We start from the raw sequence: 16488 nt of genomic DNA, 5'->3' as shown, positions 1-16488 counted from the left end.
AATTTCGCTTTCCTTTCCCCATCAGCAATATCCTGAATTCTTTTAAGATAATGCTCACTTAACGTTAAATAATAGTTTTCATTACATTTTATTGCCTTGTCTAAGTCGTTGAGAACTATATATTCTTCATTTGTCTTTCTAATATTATTAGCAATACAAAAATGAGAAAGGAGCTGCTGGTAAACAGCAACAATTCCACTGGATGCATCAATAAAGTAGTCAATTATTTCGTCACTTATATCTATGTTTAGTACATCACAACCTCGCTCTTTTATTTTCTTTAAATCCTCTTCTGACCATCTAGTAGCATCTATGTAATCAATTCTTTGAGATAGTTCTCCGTTAAATTTTTCAAAATACCCTTTATTGATTTTCGTTCCAATAATAATAAATCTTATTCCACTTTGATAAAACATTTTTAAATCGTAGGCGAGTAAGTATTGATCAACAAGCTTTAAATAATGAAAGTCGTCAAGTACTATAAATTTTATATNNTCTGGTAACTTCACTTATTACTTGTGTCTCTGTTAATTCTCCAGAAAGTTTTGCTTTTAAAAATTGAAATAAACTCGCTTCCGCATCTTTATTTAGCCTTGCACCTCTTTCAATACTGCTAGTTAAAGTTTCAGAAGTTTCAATTCCACATTTATATAAAATTTGATTATAAATCTCATATAAATCAACTCCTTTGGTGCAATCAATCTCAACGGTCTCTTTATTTGGAGTAATATATTTCTTCCTTAAATGACTCTTGCCTACTTTAGTTTCACCAAAAACAACGATATGGTGATCAGTTAATTCAATCTTATCTTTGAAATCATCATCTACATGATGTCTTAAAACATAACTTTTCAGCAAATTGCTTGATATCCCAAAAACTTCTTTTAATGAAGTAGACAACCCTCTCACCCCTAATTTTTATAATAAATAACTTCTACCTTACCACTTAGATTATAAACACAAATAATGAAATAATTTCAAACAATTCATAATTATAGATTAAAAGAACAAAACCATAAACCTCATTTTTTTAATCAGTAAAGTTTATTCTGAGGTTCTGGTACTCTCTTCATCCATGATAAGATAAACATAAAACCAACAAATGGAGATGAGGGAAGCATGAAGAACAAATTGATTGAACGGCTGATTACATATGCAAAGGTCGATACGCAGTCAAACGAAAACAGTGAGACGTGCCCTTCTACACCGGGCCAGCTGACGCTCGCAAATATGCTCGTTGAAGAATTAAAGCAGATCGGCATGGAGGATGTCACGATCGATGAAAACGGCTATGTCATGGCAACGCTTCCGGCCAATACAGAGAAGCAGGTGCCGACGATCGGTTTTTTGGCTCATGTCGATACGGCGACCGATTTTACCGGAAAGAATGTCAATCCGCAAATCGTTGAACAGTATGACGGAAAAGACATCGTGCTCAACGAACCGCTCGGCGTGGTGTTATCTCCGAAGGAATTTCCCGAGCTTGCCGGTTACAAAGGCCAAACATTGATCACGACGGACGGGACGACGCTGCTCGGAGCCGACAACAAAGCCGGCATCGCTGAAATCATGACGGCGATGGAATATTTGATCAGCCATCCCGAAATCAAACACGGCAAGATCAGAGTGGCGTTTACGCCTGATGAAGAAATCGGAAGAGGCCCTCATAAATTCGATGTGACGGCATTCAACGCCTCATACGCGTATACGGTTGACGGCGGTCCGCTCGGGGAACTGCAATACGAAAGCTTCAATGCCGCAGCCGCGAAAATTACGTGCAAAGGAACAAACGTTCACCCGGGTACGGCAAAAGGTAAAATGGTCAACGCCGCCAAAATCGCAATGAAATTCCACGCGGGGCTTCCGGAAGCAGAAGCTCCTGAATGTACAGAAGGTTATGAAGGCTTTTATCATCTGCTTTCGATCAATGGTGATGTCTCAGAAACGAAGCTGCACTACATCATAAGGGATTTTGACAAAGACCGTTTTAACGAGCGGAAAGCAGCAGTGGAAAAAATCGCAGACGACCTGAGGGCGCAATACGGAAAAGACAGCATCAGCGTTGTCATGAATGACCAATATTACAACATGAGAGAAAAAATCGAGCCGGTGAAGGAAATCGTCGATATCGCCTACCAGGCGATGAAAAACCTGGACATCGAGCCGGTCGTCAAACCGATTCGCGGCGGAACCGACGGCTCACAGCTCTCTTACATGGGACTGCCTTGTCCGAATATCTTTACAGGCGGGGAAAACTTCCACGGCAAATACGAATACATTTCCGCGGATCATATGGTGAAAGCTGTGAACGTTGTCGTTGAGATTGCGAAGCTGTTTGAGGAAAGAGCGTAATACCGAATAAAGCGGGAAGCGGCTGCAAGACACTGCAGCCGCTTTTTCTCAGATTAATCTCTATCTGCACTTGTTGAAATTAGATTCATCACATGCTGTCTGCCCGGTGCACCGTGTATCGCTCCTTTCACAGAAGCAGTTAAGGCGCCGCTTGCATTGGCAAACTCCAACAATCTTCGATGGTGCTTGCGTACTCGTTCACACAGCGTCTCGTTCGATACATCGAGTAGTGCCAACTCTGATAAAAAGCCTCCGATAAAGGCGTCGCCCGCGCCGGTTGTATCTGAAACAGCGACTTTAAATCCTTTATCTTCGTAGGTTTCGCCGGATTTCAAATAAATCGACGCACCGTTTCCCCCTTTTGTCAACACAACGATTTTAACATTGCCGGTAAAAAGCGAAGCAATCGCTTCCTTCTCATCATCAATATTTGTGATAAACGGCAATTCCTCAAGTGATACTTTTACAATATCCGCCAGCGGTAAAAACTGCTTGATCGTATGACGGCAGCTTGTTTCATCAGGCCATAACGGGAGCCTGACATTTGGATCAAAACTAACAATTCCGCCGACTTCCCGGAAGTCATTGATCACCTTCATATGCGCCTGTTTCATTGGACTTTCAACTAAATCAATTGAACAGAAATGAAGAAGATCCCCTTTATGAAACCATTCAGATTTAACCTCATCTGCCGAAAGCAGCAAATCGGCTGCATTCTTCCGATAAAAATGAAAGCTTCTTTCGCCGGACTTGTCTACGGATACAAATGCCAATCCGGTTTCACCTTCGTCGCTTCGAACGATATAGGAAGTGTCAACTCCATTTTCTTCAAGAACGCTGATTAAGTAATCGCCAAAATCATCGTTGGCAACCTTCGTCAGCAATGCCGCACGGGCGCCGTATTTAGCAGCGGCAATCGCGGCATTCATAGGCGCTCCTCCGGCTACGCGCTCAAAGCCCGTGACATGTTGCAAGGGGGTTTCTTTTTGGATCGGTATAAAGTCGATTAACGTCTCACCGATGCAAAATATTCTGCTCATTTGGCTTCATCGCCTTTCCAAATATCTCTCAACGTCCAGTAATTGAACTCTTCAACCCGTACATTGCCTTTCTCAGAAAACAGCTCAATCCCGGCTCTTCCTTCATTGGGATATATGCGGCTGGTCATTGTCGCTTCACCATGGTTCGCAAATACTTCAATAGACGATCTGTCAAGAAACAGATGCAAGGTGAGCTTCTCCTCCGCCTCAAGCCGTACGCTTCTCACACCGTCCCGCGTTTTGCCGGACTTTGAACAGTCGAGCGTCAGCTTCTGATCAACCAAGCTGTACTGGATGATTGTCTCTTCCTGTTCAATCCCCCGAATCTTTAAGCCAACCGTTTCGGCACTGCAAATTGTCAAATCAAAAACGGCCATCACTTCAAGAAGCTTTTCGGCTGTCTTTATAAAATAGCTGCTGGAAATCGATTGATTGGCACATTCATGATGTTCCGATTCACGAAGTAATTTAGTCTCCTCGACGGGATTCATTAAAATTTTGTGATCATCCTTCAACGTCAATTCACGCGGCAAAGTTAAAGCCCCGCACCATCCGTCCGCTTTCGTCGGCATCTCTGACTCCCACATATCCATCCAGCCAATCGCAATTCTGCGCCCTTTGTCATCCAACAAAGTTTGCACGGCATAAAAGTCGTGGCCATGGTCCAGCTCTTTAAAGGAGCCATGTACAAACTCATTCGTTTCTTCATCATAGTCTCCAATCAAATAGCCTGTTTGATACAGATTTTGATATGAATCACCATCCGCCTCTATACCCTGAGGGGAAATCAGCAAAACGTGTTTGCCGTCTAATTCAAAGAAATCCGGACATTCCCACATAAAGCCGAGATTTCCGTCGCTTTGGGCGAGGATGCCTACATATTCCCAATCTACAAAGTTAGGCGAGCGGTATAAAATGACCCGTCCAACGTTCTCTTTTGAGGAGTTTCCGACCACCATATACCAGGTCTCATGATGCTTCCATACTTTCGGATCGCGAAAGTGGCGTGCGCTGTCTTCCGGCGGCTCTGCAATGACAGGGTTTTCTTTCAGTTTTTCAAAGACGATACCGTCTTTGCTGACAGCTATATTCTGATTTTGATAGAAATCGTCTTTCTCTTCATCTATCATATTATGCCCTGTATAGATTAAAGCGAGTTCGCCGTTATATTCGACTGCGCTTCCTGAGAAGCAGCCGCTCTCATCAAATTCGTCTCCTGGTGCTAAAGCGATCGGCAAGTGCTCCCAGTGAATGAGATCCCTGCTCTTCAAGTGGCCCCAATGCATCGGTCCCCAATTCTCATCATACGGATGATGCTGATAAAAGACATGGTACTCCCCCTTATATTGAATAAGACCATTTGGATCATTTATCCAGTTTGCACGGGGCATCATGTGATAGCCCATTCGGTAGCGGTGTTTCACTTTTTTCCCGGCTTTCTTCAATGCTTCTTCCGCCTGCTGAATTCTATTCATCTGTGACATCCTCTCTATATATGTTTTCTTTGTAGACTTTGAGCCAATTCAATGTCTTTCTTTGAGTCTAGCAAAGTGAAAATCGAAATAATGGTGAAACAAAGAACCATTGCTCCCATGATGAGATAAGTCTGCCGAAATCCGATGCTGTCGTATAAACCTCCCGCAAGCGGCGAAAAAATCGACGTGCCTACTTGGGATGCGAATTGAAAGCCGACAAGATAAAGAACGGATGAAAGACGAGTATCAAAATTAGTCGCCAAATATTTAAACATCGCAATCAGCATAATCGGCAATTCTAAAGCATGAATGAGTTTCATCGACGAAATTCCGACCGGTCCGCTGACAAGTCCGGAACCGATAATACGGAAAGCCATTAAAAGCCCCGCTAAAATCAAACTTTTTTTAGGGCCGAGCTTATTGACGATGAAAGGTGCAAGAAACATCATGCCCGCTTCAATGAATACTTGGAATGAGTTAAGGTATCCAAATACTTGGTTCCCCAAGGCCGGAGTCGGAAACAAGGAAGCGTAGTAAAGCGGGAACTGCTGGTCATAGACGCCGTACACGCATGTTACGCCGATCACGTACAACATCAAAAACCAGAAGTCTTTTAAGAGAAAAAGCCCTCCGACGTCTTTTAACCTGACCGAGTCTGCCCTTTCCTTTTCATCATCTGTCATCTCAATTTTTACAGAAACAATAATGGCCACCAATATGACTGCTGAAACGGACGCAACCCAGAAGTTGATATTCGGATCGATGTTGAACAGCTGACCTGCAAAAAATGTCGCCGCAGCCCAGCCGAGGGAACCCCACATCCTTGTTCTTCCATATTCAAATTGATATTTTCGGCTGACCTTTTCAATGAAGGTTTCAATCGCACCGATTCCGGCGAGAAAAGCAGTTCCCAAATAAACTCCCCCGACGATAGCCCCAAGAAAGACATTGTATTGCAAAAGCGGTCCGTAGACGAAAATATAAAAGGGACCCGTAAATACGAGAAGCAAACTGATCATAAATAATATGGTTTTCTTCAGCCCGAGCTTATCGGAGATAAAACCGTACAAAGGCTGCATGCACAAAGTAAAGATAGCGTTTACAGAAAAGATAATGCCCGTCGCAGACCCGGTCAAATTGATTTCTTGCCCTAACCAAATCGCAAATAAAGAATAGCTGGAAGACCAAGTAAAAAAGAAAAAGAAAAAATAAGCGCTTAGTTTCCAATACAGAATTTTTGAGCCTTTCATTTTCACTGCTCCCTTGACCATTATTTGAAATTGCTTAACTGCATTTGTGCCGTCATTCCGCATTCCGGGCGCCTCTCTTTACACGAAAAGACGGATGTTTAACATGACATTTGCCTCTGCCGGCTTTGAATCGTTTGGACACCATCTCGTGAAAACGTTTTCTTTTGAAGCCGTTTTTCACATGGACGTTTCCATGCCAGACGCTTTTTTCACCTTAAACCACCATTCCAACAAAATTTAAAAGCGCTTTCAAATGAATTTTATGTCAACCGGTTTCATATGTCAACCGGTTGACATACATTTTTACAAAGGCGACAAAAAAGACCCTCGCGGAGATTCATGGAAAATCCTTGCACACAGCGGTTCAATTCTCTAAAATAAGTGCGTGATGAGAATTGTAAGCCATTTCAATAACACAGGGGGCAAATGCATGAAGCCTAACATTCACGATGTTGCAAAAATAGCAGGTGTTTCATCAACCACCGTTTCACGGGTGCTGAATAACCGCGGTTATATCAGCGAAAAAACGAAAGAAAGAGTGTACAAGGCGATGGAAGAAATCAACTATTTTCCAAACGATCTTGCCCGCTCTTTATTCCGAAAACGCACAAATTTAATAGGCCTCATCATTCCGAACTCCAGCAATCCTTTCTTCGGGGAACTGGCCTTTCATATTGAAAGCATTTGCACACAAAAAGGGTATAAACTTCTTCTTTGCAACAGTTTAAACCGCAAGGATAAAGAAGAAAAATATTTGGAAATGCTGATACGAAATCAGGTTGACGGCGTTATCGCCGTAACGTTTAACAGGGGCATTTTAGATTATCACAAACAAAACCTTCCGATTGTCGCAATCGATCACTATTTATCCAATCATATCCCGGTAGTGGGATCAGACAACTATGCCGGCGGAAAAAAGGCGACAGAATTGCTGCTCGGAAAAGGGTGCAAGCACATTGTCCATATTAATGGACCGCTCGAGCTTGAAACACCTGCAAATCTTAGGAGAAAAGCATATGAAGACATCATGAAAGAACACGGAAGGCAGCCTGTTACATATGAAGTTCCTTTTCATCAAAATTATCAAGAATGTATCTCAAGGCTCTTTGATGAACAACCTAATGCCGACGGCATTTTTGCCAGTGACGACCTTATAGCTGCTGCCGTCTTGACTGAAGCCAAAAAACGCGGCAAAGATATTCCCAGCCGCTTAAAAGTGATCGGTTACGATGGAACGGAAACGGTTCAGTCGCTGCTCCCTTCTTTAACAACCATCCAGCAGCCTATTCAATCAATATCGCAAAAAGCAATCGATATCCTGCTAAAAGCGGTCGATGGTGATTTTAACGATTTGCCGCTTGAAACCTACTTGCCTGTTAAGGTTCTGGAAGGTGAAACCACTTAATATTCACATCTTGTTACGGAGAGATTTGCAGCCTTCATCTCTCCTATACCTCTTCCCTGCTTATTGTAAAAATAAGATAAATTTTAACTTTTTTTTCTAGACAAACCACCCTCCCTGTGATGATGTATAGTACAAGTTTTCAAAATATTCTATCTATGTGTGGAGGTGCCATAATTGGAAATGAGCAAAGTTCTGCCTGAATCGCTTACTTCCCTTGTGAAAGAGATGCTGACCAAAACGGATGGTTCAACAACCAAGGCAATCGAAACGCTGATAGGCGGCAAGGTTGATATTGAAGTTTTCCGGCAGGCCTATGTCGATTACGATCATCTATCCCCTGAGGAAGCAAAGCTGTTTCAGCCTGATGATAAGATTTTATTCAGGACCTCCTCATTAAAACGGGGCGATGATTATTTGTCATTTAACTATGTCTATGTCAAAACAAATGCATTGCCGCCAGCCGTTATCTGAAAGAAGAACGGCTCCCCATCGGCAAAATCATTTCCGAACTGGAGTCAAGGCGTGAAATCTTCAGCACCGGTGAGTCCCTTGGAAAACACTTTACACATCTTGTGCCTGTTTCAACAGACAGGGAATACGTTTTTAAGCGATACCAGATCATCAGCGGACAGCAGTGCATCTTCCACGTCTCCGAACTGTTTGATTTAGAAAAAATCTGCAGACTGACAGCGGGCTGAATCATGCCCGTCAGCTACAGTTTTATGAAAGGGCTTCTAAAATCTCCTCATTCTTTCTCACCTCAAAACAAAAACCCCTGCGAAACAGGGGCTGTCATTTACTGATAGACCGTTTTCGGAACGGCAACAACCGGGTTTCCGGCGACATAAGGTGCGACGTCATATTGCTGGAAAACGATCGCAATCCCGTCTTTTGTAAAGTAGAATGCCGTGTTTTTAAGAAGGACAATGTCTTTTTTCTTCACATCCGGGAAGAACGTGTCCTGATGCTTTTGAATGTATTTGTAAATGTATGTTCTCGTTTTATCGATTTTTGATTTTTTGTTTAATACGTCTGTCAGATAGACGCGTTTTTTTGATTTTAAATCGTAGTTGAACGAGCGGACGGCTGTATTGCCGTGCGCCCCGCCGGAGTACACGTAGTTTTTCGTCAGGATGCTGATCTTTTCGCCCGTCAGATATTTGACGTCAAAAGACGTTTGGTATGCCGTTTGATACCCGTGCTGTTGGCCGTCCTTTTTGTTTTTCAGATAGTCTTTGTAGGATTGTTCGATATAGTTTTTAAAGTCTTTGTTGATTTTGTTTTGCAAAGATCTGCTGCCGACGTTTTTAACCTGCGGGTACTTCAATTCCTTCACGTTTTTGTATGTATGGGTCGTCACCACCGGTTTTTTCCCATTCACAGCTTGAGCCGAAGGAATCGCCGCTCCGCTGTACACCAACAGCATTAATAGCCCTGAGAGCATGATCGCCGTTGCTTTGAAAAACGGTTTTTTGTTCATCATATGGCCTCCTTTTTCGTTTCATTGTTATATTACCCATTTTCAAAACGGGTACACATGTAAGACTGACAGCCCCGTGAAAAAGTTTTCATTTCAATAAAAAAATTCGGTCTCATTCAAAAATGAAACCGAATTCGCAAATGGTTATTCCTTCAGGTTGTAACTGAATTGTTCATCCCTCATCTTCCTTATATTTAAAGCGTCAAACACAAGCGCTGTCGCGGCGGCGTAGGCGTTGTATTCGATCCGTTCGAGCATGTCGTACGCCTTATGGAGCGTTTGATCAAGTACGAGAATGCCGTGTTTATTCAGCAGCATCGCTTGGGGCAGAGGCTGTTCTAGTCTTGTGTGAACCTCGTTCCGGACCGTTTCCGCCAGTTCCTTTGAGGTGGCGGGGGCAAACGGGAGCGCCGGAATGCTGCCGAGCTTTTGCGTGGCTTCCGTAATGTTTGGCAGATCCATGCCTAAAGAGGCGAATACGAGCGATTCTTTAGGGTGGGCATGCAGGACGCAGCCGATGTCCTTTCTTTCTCTGTAGCAGGCCATATGCATATTGATTTCCCTTGTGATGCCGCCTTCGCCCTCAATTTTTTGTTCGTTCATATCGACCACAAGGATTTCAAACGGCTTGAGGTCGCAAAACTTCTGCTGGGACATTAACGTCGGGGTCATGATAACATGCCGGTCATTCATCCTGACACTGACATTGCCGCCGGCAGCGTTTGTTTCAAAGCGGCTGAACATGAGCTTGACGACTTTGCATAGATCCTCGCGTTCTTTACGGTATAACATGGTGAGCCTCCCCCAATTCCGTTATAGTAATTTGCGAAAAAAAGCTCTCAGCTTCCTGGATATCAAAATCGGTGCAATTGTGCTTTGTTACTTTTGAAGCGGAACAGGCTGCAGCATAACGCAGACTGTCGTGAAAATCCGCTTTTTTTGCCAACTGGGAGATGAACGCCCCTACAAATACGTCGCCGGCGCCTGTGTCATTTTGTTCGCGAACGGCCGGAACGGAGACGTGGTACATCCGGCCGCCGCGGGTTGCATAGCAGCCGTCCTTTCCAAGCGATATGACGACATAACCGATTTTTTCGCCGAGGCGCGACAACATCTCCAATAATGGCATCTCTTTCCCGTAAAACAGTTCGCCGGCCTCATGCTGATTAGGTTTAATAAAATCGACCTTCATCTCCACCGCCGCAGCAAGCGCACTGCCCGACAGGTCGCACGCGATAAAACAGCTTTTCTTCTTCAAAATCGACAGAATCTCTTCAAGCTTTGCGCACGTATAGCCTGGGGGCATTGAACCGGCAATTACGGCATAATCCCGTGATGTGACATGCCGGTCGAGAAAGCGGATCAGCCTTTGGTGATTGCCCTCAGATACGCGAAAGCCGCACCCTGTTATCATCAAACTTCCTTCATCCGCCTCATCGATAAATATCATGCATTCTCTCGTTGATGCCCGCTCTTCAACAAACAGATGATGACGGACTTTTTTCTCTGCGAGAATCGCTTCCATTAATTTGCGGTTTTCTGAACCGATAAAGCCAAGCGCCAGGTTTTCAACGCCGAATTTGGTCAGCGCGTGTGAGACATGCAGCCCTTTCCCGCCTAAGTCAAATTCGCTTTCTGTCACCCGGTTCGTTTTTTTCTTGGTTAAACGGCCGGTTATCCTCATCAGCCTGTCGATGGCCGGGTTCAGCGTGATCGTATAGATCAAACCGATCGCCTCCTTAAACGGTTTCTTCCTTTTCCAGCTCCTTCGTCCGCTTCTTCATCATGCGGCAGTATATGACAAGGAAGCCAAGCCAGACCGCGGCGGGAATGAGCCAGATGATATGCTCGCCCGCTTTTGCAAAAATAAAGCGGAATACGGGATATTCCAGCGTGCTCCAAGAAAGCATCTGGCCGCTCTCGATATTGACCGCATTCGTATCCTTGGCCAGCTGCGTGATTGTCGGTGCAAACGAGGTCGCAATGTACAGGAATACAGGCGTTGAGATGATCCCTAAGAGCAGCATCCTCAGCAGGTTGCCCCCTGTAATAATCAGCGCCGGCACTGCAAAAGAGATATTGATGATGCCTGCGAACGGCAAAATAGCATTTCCGGGCAAAATAACGGCGTAAATCAATGTCACAGGAACCATCAGAATCATCGCGACCCACGCTTCGCTGCTTCCCGCCAAAATCGGCCAATCGAGACCGATGAACAGACGGCGGTTCTTAAATTTGTTTTTCATAAACTCTGAAATGGCGTCCGACAAAGGGGAAAGCGCTTGCATGAACAGCTTGGCAACCATCGGAAACAGCGTTAACGCGGCAGCGGCCTGGATGGCAAGCATCAGCATGTCAGGCACGGAATAGCCCCCCGCCATCCCCAATAGGAGGCCGATGATGAAGCCCATAACGTGATTTTCGGCAAATACGCCCATTTTTTCTTTTAATGTATCTGCGTCGACATGTTTATCGAATAGCGGTATTTTGCTGATGATCCAGTTAAACGGAAGCAAAAAGACGGCAAACAGCATCATGCTGTGAGAAACGGTGACACCTGGTATTCCGGTGATCTTCTCGATCTGTTTTTGGTTGACGTCGGCGAGGATCAGCTCGATCACCATTTGAACGGCGGCGACCACAAAGGCGGCATATACATTGCCGGTGACCCCTATGACGAGTACAGCCGTTAAAATCTTTCCCCACACATTCCACAAATCAACGTTCAACGTCTTCGTTTTATCGAAAAATAGCATGACGGCGTTAATGAGCATTTGCAGCGGAAACATCAGAAATGCAAGCGGCCATGCCCATGCCAGTGTGGCAAGCGATGTCCAGCCCCCGTCGATCGTATTGAGCTGGATGCCCGTTCTTTTGACGAGAGCTTGAGCGGCAGGCGTCAGCGCATCCAGCATAAACCCGATGACGATGTTCATCCCAACAAATGCAACTCCGAGTATGACCGCCGCATTGACGGCATCCTTCCATTTCATTCTTGAAGCGATTCCGACGAGAAACATGAGAAGCGGCACAAATACGGCTGCGCCGAGATCCAATACATACTGAATGATGCCTTGCAACAGCTCCATCCGTATCACCCCCGCTTATGTTAATAATTCAATCAGCCTTTCCGTTTCTTCCTGAAGCCCCATGCCCGTCAAAAAAGCGATTCCGTTTAATGTCGGAATGGAATATTCTTTTTTTGCTTTCGTAATCGCGATATACACATCGCTTGAAGCGATGTATTGTTCCAGTGATTTAATATCGACCGCTTCAACGCTGGCGCGGATGCCGTTCTGGTCCAGTATTTTTTTCACTTTTGACGCCACTGTCTGGCTTGTTGCCACTCCCGATCCGCATGCTACGATCACTTTTTTCATGCCTATCACTCCCGTACGGTATGTTTTAAAAAGGTGAACAGTTGTTTTTTCTCATTAAGCTCGTTCAGCCGTCTGACAAACTGCGCATCATCGAATTTCTCCATAAGGGTCTGCAGGATTTCAACCTGTTTTTCAGGGTCTGTCACCCCCAATACGAAAAAGCAATCAATATCCACCTGCCTGTCTTCCGTTCCCATATGAATGAACGGCAATTTGCGGCCGTTTTTCACGACGGCGATGAACGCCTGTTTGACATGCTCGCGATCCGTATGGGGCAGGCCGATGTTGCAGTCTTCAAGCGCCAGGCCCGTCGGGTACTTTCGTTCCCTCTCAATGATTGCATCTGTAAACGTGTCTTCTACATAGCCTAATTCCTTTAAAGCAAAGCCGATCGTTTCCAGCAATTCCGCCGGTGTTTGTGCATGAAGATCGGTGAATACGAGCTCTTCCTTAAACCAGTCTGCCTCACTCACCGCGTCCACCCCCTTTCTTTTTAAGGGTGCCGATGCACTCAAGCACTTCCCGCTTTGACCGCGCTTTCCATATCGTCTGAGCTGCTTTTTCATTCAAAAACAGATCGTTTAAGTGCAGCAGTGTAGGCACATGATGCTGGTCATCCTCAGGGGCCAACACGACGAGCGCCTTGGCCTGATTGCCGTCAGGCATGACAACCCTGTGGCGGCAGATCAGAATGCTGAAGTCTTCAAACATGACCCCGTCTTGCGGTTTTGCATGGGGGAGGTAGACGGAGGGCCCAATCATCATCCGGCAGCTTTCTCCTGCAAACGTGTCCGTTACCCGCCGCTTGTAGCGTTCATCGATTGCACGCCTTCCCATCATCGGCTTCATGGCCGTATCAAGCGCTTCTTCCCACGTCATGTCTGCTTCCGTAAAGCAGATGTGTTCCTCTGAAAACGGAAAAAGGCTTTTTGCATCGGTTCTTTCATCTGCAGCCGGCGGCGGTTGATTAAAAAACGAAACGATTTTTTCTCTTACAGCCGTGTAGTCTTTCTGATCGATATAATCCTTTAAATGAAACATTAATTCGAGCGCCTTCTTTTCGCTGTCCTGGTCGATATACATTTGGATCTCTTTTTTTAATAAAAAGCGGTCTTTCTCATTTAAAATCGGGTCGACCAAAAACGTTTTCTTCCCTGTATTTAAAGGCACGGTCGAAAAAATAAAATCGACTGTTTCTTCGTATTTCTTAAAATTTCGTTCGGCATATGCGCCGATAAACTGAAAATGGGGAAACATTCCTTTTAACGTTTCAAGCAGAAGCTTTGAGACAGATACCCCGTTGCGGCAGACGACCAAAGCTTTAAAGACAAAATCCTTCTCCGCTTTTGTTTGATTCATCCATGCCTGTACGATCATTGCGATATAAACAATCTCTTCCTGTGACAGCGGCACCCTGACGACTCTTTCGATCGGAAAAACAGACTTCGCAACGATCGAATAAATCGGCGAAAATTCGCGGATAAACTGATCCTTCAAGGGATTTTCGACATTCAGCCCCATCTTTGTTCTGTAAACGGCCGGGCGCAGGTGCAAAAGGAGCCTGTTTTTCAGTTCCGCTTTGTTCACTAGGTCTGTTGCAAGCTGACCTTCAAGCAGATCGAGAAATTCGTTGACGGCATCGACAAGGCCACTGCTGCCCGAAATATCGAGGGCGGATTCGAGCCGGTTTGAGGAAAGCACCTGCAGAGACAAATACAATTGATCTTTTTCGCTTAAATCGGGTATGTCCCAAAAGATGTTTTTCAGGCACTTATATTCCCTTGTATTGATGACATCCGACTCTTCGATCTCCAGCGTCCATTCATGCTTGCACGCCTTGATGCGCCTGATGAGCAAGAAGAGCACGATCGGCAAATCTTCAATCTGCTCATCAGTCAGCGATATCGAAAGCTTTTCTTCGGCTTTCATCAAGCGCTTTCTTAAAAAGAACAGCTCCTTTTGATCGACGAGTCCTTTTCTCTCTAATAGTGCCGCCCCGGCGTCATGCATCAGCAGTTTTTTTGTCTCGATCACAAGCCGCTTTCGGATATGATATTCAGAACCTATCAGCTGATACCCGCCTTTCCTGGAGTACGTCAAATCGATAGATTCATTTTTTAAAGATTCCTTGATCGTTTTGATGTCATGCAGCATCGTATTTTTGCTGACAGCTGCGAAATCGGCCAATTCCTTTAAAGAATCAGAGGCCGGATTTGCGCCGAGTTTAATGATGACCAGGCTTGTTCTGCATTCGGGCGGGATGTAATCAAGTTCAATAAACGCCGGCTTTTTCAGCATGTTATACAGGTAAGCCCTCGTTCTTTCGGTTATCACAATGGAGCCGTCTTCTCGGGCGATTTGGATCAAATCTAATTTTTGTTTTCCGATATGGTCATTCAACTCTCGGATATGGCTGCAAATCGCGCTTTTCTTTTGGCTGATCTCTTTTTCTATCCAATCAACCGAAGAAGAGCGATTCATCACCAAATGAAGGACGACGTCTTTTAATTTGCTCTTCATCTTTCCCCCCCTTTAATAATCCCGTCCTTAGTTTTATTATATTTTTTTATCGCCCGGAAATATGGAGATTGAACACAATTGAGAAAACGCTTTCAAATGAGAGTTGTGATGAACCGTGTTCATCTTGAAATGGGAAAACCATATCAAAACCCATTGACATTTTCGCAAAAAGTATTAATATTAAAATTATTATAAAAATCGCATAAAAAGGTTTTCCTTATCAAGAGTGGTGGAGGGACTGGCCCTGTGAAGCCCGGCAACCGCTGTCTTTTTGACAGAATGGTGCTAATTCCTTAAGAGCACGGCTGTGCTCTTGAAGATAAGGAGGAGATTGTCTGCCAAGCTCTTCCTTATCGGGAAGAGCTTTTTTATGTTAATAAAGAAAGAGGGATGAAGCATGACACAATCAACCGATGTACTGCAGCAAACGCCAGGAAGAAAAATAGGACCGTTCAGGGCGGACCAGGTGGGCAGCCTGCTCAGGTCTGAGCCTGTTAAAAAAGCGCGCCTGCAAAAAGCAAACGGGGAAATTACCGCGGAACAATTGCGTGAAGTTGAAAACGAAGAGATCAAACGCATTGTCGAAAAACAAAAAGAAATCGGCCTGAAAGCCGTAACAGACGGCGAATTCCGCCGCTCATGGTGGCATTTCGATTTTCTCGAAGGTCTTGACGGTGTTGAAGGCTATGTAGCGGACAAAGGTATTCAATTTCACAATGTCGTAACGAAACCGCGCGGCATAAAAGTAACCGACAAAGTCGACTTTACAAACCATCCGATGCTGGAAGATTATAAGTTTCTTCATAGTATTGCGGGAACGCATACGCCGAAAATGACGATCCCGAGCCCGAATATGCTGTTTTTCAGAGGAAAGCTGGAAGAAAGCCCGTACGAGGATCTGGATGAATTCCACCACGATGTGGCGCAGGCTTACAAAAAAGCGATCCGCGCGTTCTACGATGCCGGCTGCCGCTATTTGCAGCTTGATGACACTGCCTGGTCCGTATTTTTCTCAGAAAAGGGACATGAGCAAATCAAGGCGTTCGGCCGCCAGCCTGATGAGCTGCGCCAGTCCTTCGCCAATACGATCAACGAAGCAATCGAAGGACGTCCGGATGATTTGACTGTCACAATGCATATTTGCCGCGGAAACTTCCAGTCAACATGGGTGGCAGAAGGCGGATACGACGCCGCTGCTGAAACGATTTTCGACGGACTGAACCTTGACGGGCTCTTCCTTGAATTCGATGATGAGCGCTCCGGCGGATTTGAACCGCTTCGCTTCGTGAAACGGAAAGACCTGCAAATCGTCCTCGGCTTAATTACATCTAAATTCGGAGAGCTTGAAAACCCGGATGATATTAAGCGGCGCATTGAAGAGGCGTCCCGATATGTCGACCTGAACCAGCTGTGCTTAAGCCCGCAGTGCGGCTTTGCTTCAACGGAAGAAGGCAACCTGCTGACCGAAGAACAGCAGTGGGAAAAACTGCGCCACGTGATCGAAATTGCCGAAGACGTTTGGAAATAAATAAGGACATGTTTCAAGCCATACCTGATATCAGGTATGGCTCAGGCTGTCGAGAAAA

General features: G+C 45.0%; 16 protein-coding genes and 1 riboswitch. Of the genes, 5 read left to right on the top strand and 11 right to left on the bottom strand.

Features of this window, described 5'->3' with window-relative positions; genetic code table 11:
• Positions 1–471: 471 nt before the first annotated feature.
• On the bottom strand, positions 472–909 hold the full coding sequence (locus tag V7126_RS21665) for an AAA family ATPase (protein WP_438823816.1): 438 nt from the start codon (positions 907–909) through the stop codon (positions 472–474).
• Positions 910–1119: 210 nt separating this feature from the next.
• Here V7126_RS21665 and pepT point away from each other — a divergent pair, with 210 nt between their 5' ends.
• On the top strand, positions 1120–2352 hold the full coding sequence (gene pepT, locus V7126_RS21660; protein WP_046130059.1) for a peptidase T: 1233 nt from the start codon (positions 1120–1122) through the stop codon (positions 2350–2352).
• A gap of 53 nt (positions 2353–2405) precedes the next feature.
• On the opposite strand, the gene V7126_RS21655 is transcribed toward pepT, so the two are convergent.
• Genes V7126_RS21655 through V7126_RS21645 form a run of 3 tightly spaced genes read right to left on the bottom strand, consistent with a single transcriptional unit; the run spans position 2406 to position 6117 of the window.
• Positions 2406–3392 carry a carbohydrate kinase family protein gene (locus tag V7126_RS21655; RefSeq protein WP_046130058.1) on the bottom strand — a complete coding sequence of 329 codons (987 nt, stop codon included), beginning with the start codon at positions 3390–3392 and terminating at the stop codon, positions 2406–2408.
• The gene (locus V7126_RS21650) at positions 3389–4867 is read right to left on the bottom strand and encodes a glycoside hydrolase family 32 protein (protein WP_046130057.1); all 1479 of its coding nucleotides are present in this window, start codon (positions 4865–4867) and stop codon (positions 3389–3391) included. The genes V7126_RS21655 and V7126_RS21650 overlap by 4 nt, the downstream gene beginning before the upstream one ends.
• A 14-nt stretch (positions 4868–4881) precedes the next feature.
• Positions 4882–6117 carry an MFS transporter gene (locus V7126_RS21645; protein WP_046130074.1) on the bottom strand — a complete coding sequence of 412 codons (1236 nt, stop codon included), beginning with the start codon at positions 6115–6117 and terminating at the stop codon, positions 4882–4884.
• Positions 6118–6220: 103 nt separating this feature from the next.
• Here V7126_RS21645 and V7126_RS21640 point away from each other — a divergent pair, with 103 nt between their 5' ends.
• The 3 genes from V7126_RS21640 to V7126_RS21630 all read left to right on the top strand — a co-directional run bounded on the left by V7126_RS21640 (position 6221) and on the right by V7126_RS21630 (position 7993).
• The gene (locus V7126_RS21640; RefSeq protein WP_157759349.1) at positions 6221–6358 is read left to right on the top strand and encodes a hypothetical protein; all 138 of its coding nucleotides are present in this window, start codon (positions 6221–6223) and stop codon (positions 6356–6358) included.
• Between the two features lie 189 nt (positions 6359–6547).
• Entirely contained in the window at positions 6548–7522 is a 975-nt protein-coding gene (locus V7126_RS21635; RefSeq protein ID WP_046130056.1) for a LacI family DNA-binding transcriptional regulator, read from the top strand.
• 174 nt (positions 7523–7696) lie between these two features.
• The gene (locus tag V7126_RS21630) at positions 7697–7993 is read left to right on the top strand and encodes a hypothetical protein (RefSeq protein WP_231947407.1); all 297 of its coding nucleotides are present in this window, start codon (positions 7697–7699) and stop codon (positions 7991–7993) included.
• Between the two features lie 325 nt (positions 7994–8318).
• On the opposite strand, the gene V7126_RS21625 is transcribed toward V7126_RS21630, so the two are convergent.
• From V7126_RS21625 to V7126_RS21595, 7 genes are all read right to left on the bottom strand, one after another.
• Positions 8319–9002, bottom strand: a complete 684-nt coding sequence (locus V7126_RS21625; protein ID WP_046130055.1) for a DUF3298 and DUF4163 domain-containing protein — start codon at positions 9000–9002, stop codon at positions 8319–8321.
• Positions 9003–9146: 144 nt separating this feature from the next.
• Positions 9147–9794, bottom strand: a complete 648-nt coding sequence (locus tag V7126_RS21620; protein WP_046130054.1) for a class II aldolase/adducin family protein — start codon at positions 9792–9794, stop codon at positions 9147–9149.
• A complete protein-coding gene (locus V7126_RS21615; RefSeq protein ID WP_046130053.1) occupies positions 9781–10728 on the bottom strand; it encodes a 1-phosphofructokinase family hexose kinase in 948 nt (315 codons plus the stop codon). Before V7126_RS21615 ends, V7126_RS21620 begins: the two co-directional genes overlap by 14 nt.
• A gap of 13 nt (positions 10729–10741) precedes the next feature.
• Positions 10742–12091, bottom strand: coding sequence for a PTS galactitol transporter subunit IIC (locus V7126_RS21610; protein ID WP_046130052.1), 1350 nt, complete (start codon positions 12089–12091; stop codon positions 10742–10744).
• A gap of 15 nt (positions 12092–12106) precedes the next feature.
• Positions 12107–12382: a PTS sugar transporter subunit IIB gene (locus V7126_RS21605; protein WP_046130051.1), complete on the bottom strand. Its 276-nt coding sequence runs from the start codon at positions 12380–12382 to the stop codon at positions 12107–12109.
• 5 nt (positions 12383–12387) lie between these two features.
• Positions 12388–12855 carry a PTS sugar transporter subunit IIA gene (locus V7126_RS21600; RefSeq protein ID WP_046130050.1) on the bottom strand — a complete coding sequence of 156 codons (468 nt, stop codon included), beginning with the start codon at positions 12853–12855 and terminating at the stop codon, positions 12388–12390.
• Positions 12848–14902, bottom strand: a complete 2055-nt coding sequence (locus tag V7126_RS21595; RefSeq protein WP_046130049.1) for a BglG family transcription antiterminator — start codon at positions 14900–14902, stop codon at positions 12848–12850. Before V7126_RS21595 ends, V7126_RS21600 begins: the two co-directional genes overlap by 8 nt.
• Positions 14903–15116: 214 nt before the next feature.
• Positions 15117–15228, top strand: a riboswitch (SAM riboswitch).
• A gap of 71 nt (positions 15229–15299) precedes the next feature.
• Here V7126_RS21595 and V7126_RS21590 point away from each other — a divergent pair.
• The gene (locus tag V7126_RS21590; protein ID WP_046130048.1) at positions 15300–16430 is read left to right on the top strand and encodes a 5-methyltetrahydropteroyltriglutamate--homocysteine S-methyltransferase; all 1131 of its coding nucleotides are present in this window, start codon (positions 15300–15302) and stop codon (positions 16428–16430) included.
• Positions 16431–16488 lie beyond the last annotated feature (58 nt).

It is taken from the genome of Bacillus sp. JJ675, assembly GCF_036963165.1.
GTDB lineage: Bacteria > Bacillota > Bacilli > Bacillales > Bacillaceae > Bacillus > Bacillus glycinifermentans.
This window is presented reverse-complemented; position numbering and strand designations above follow the sequence as displayed.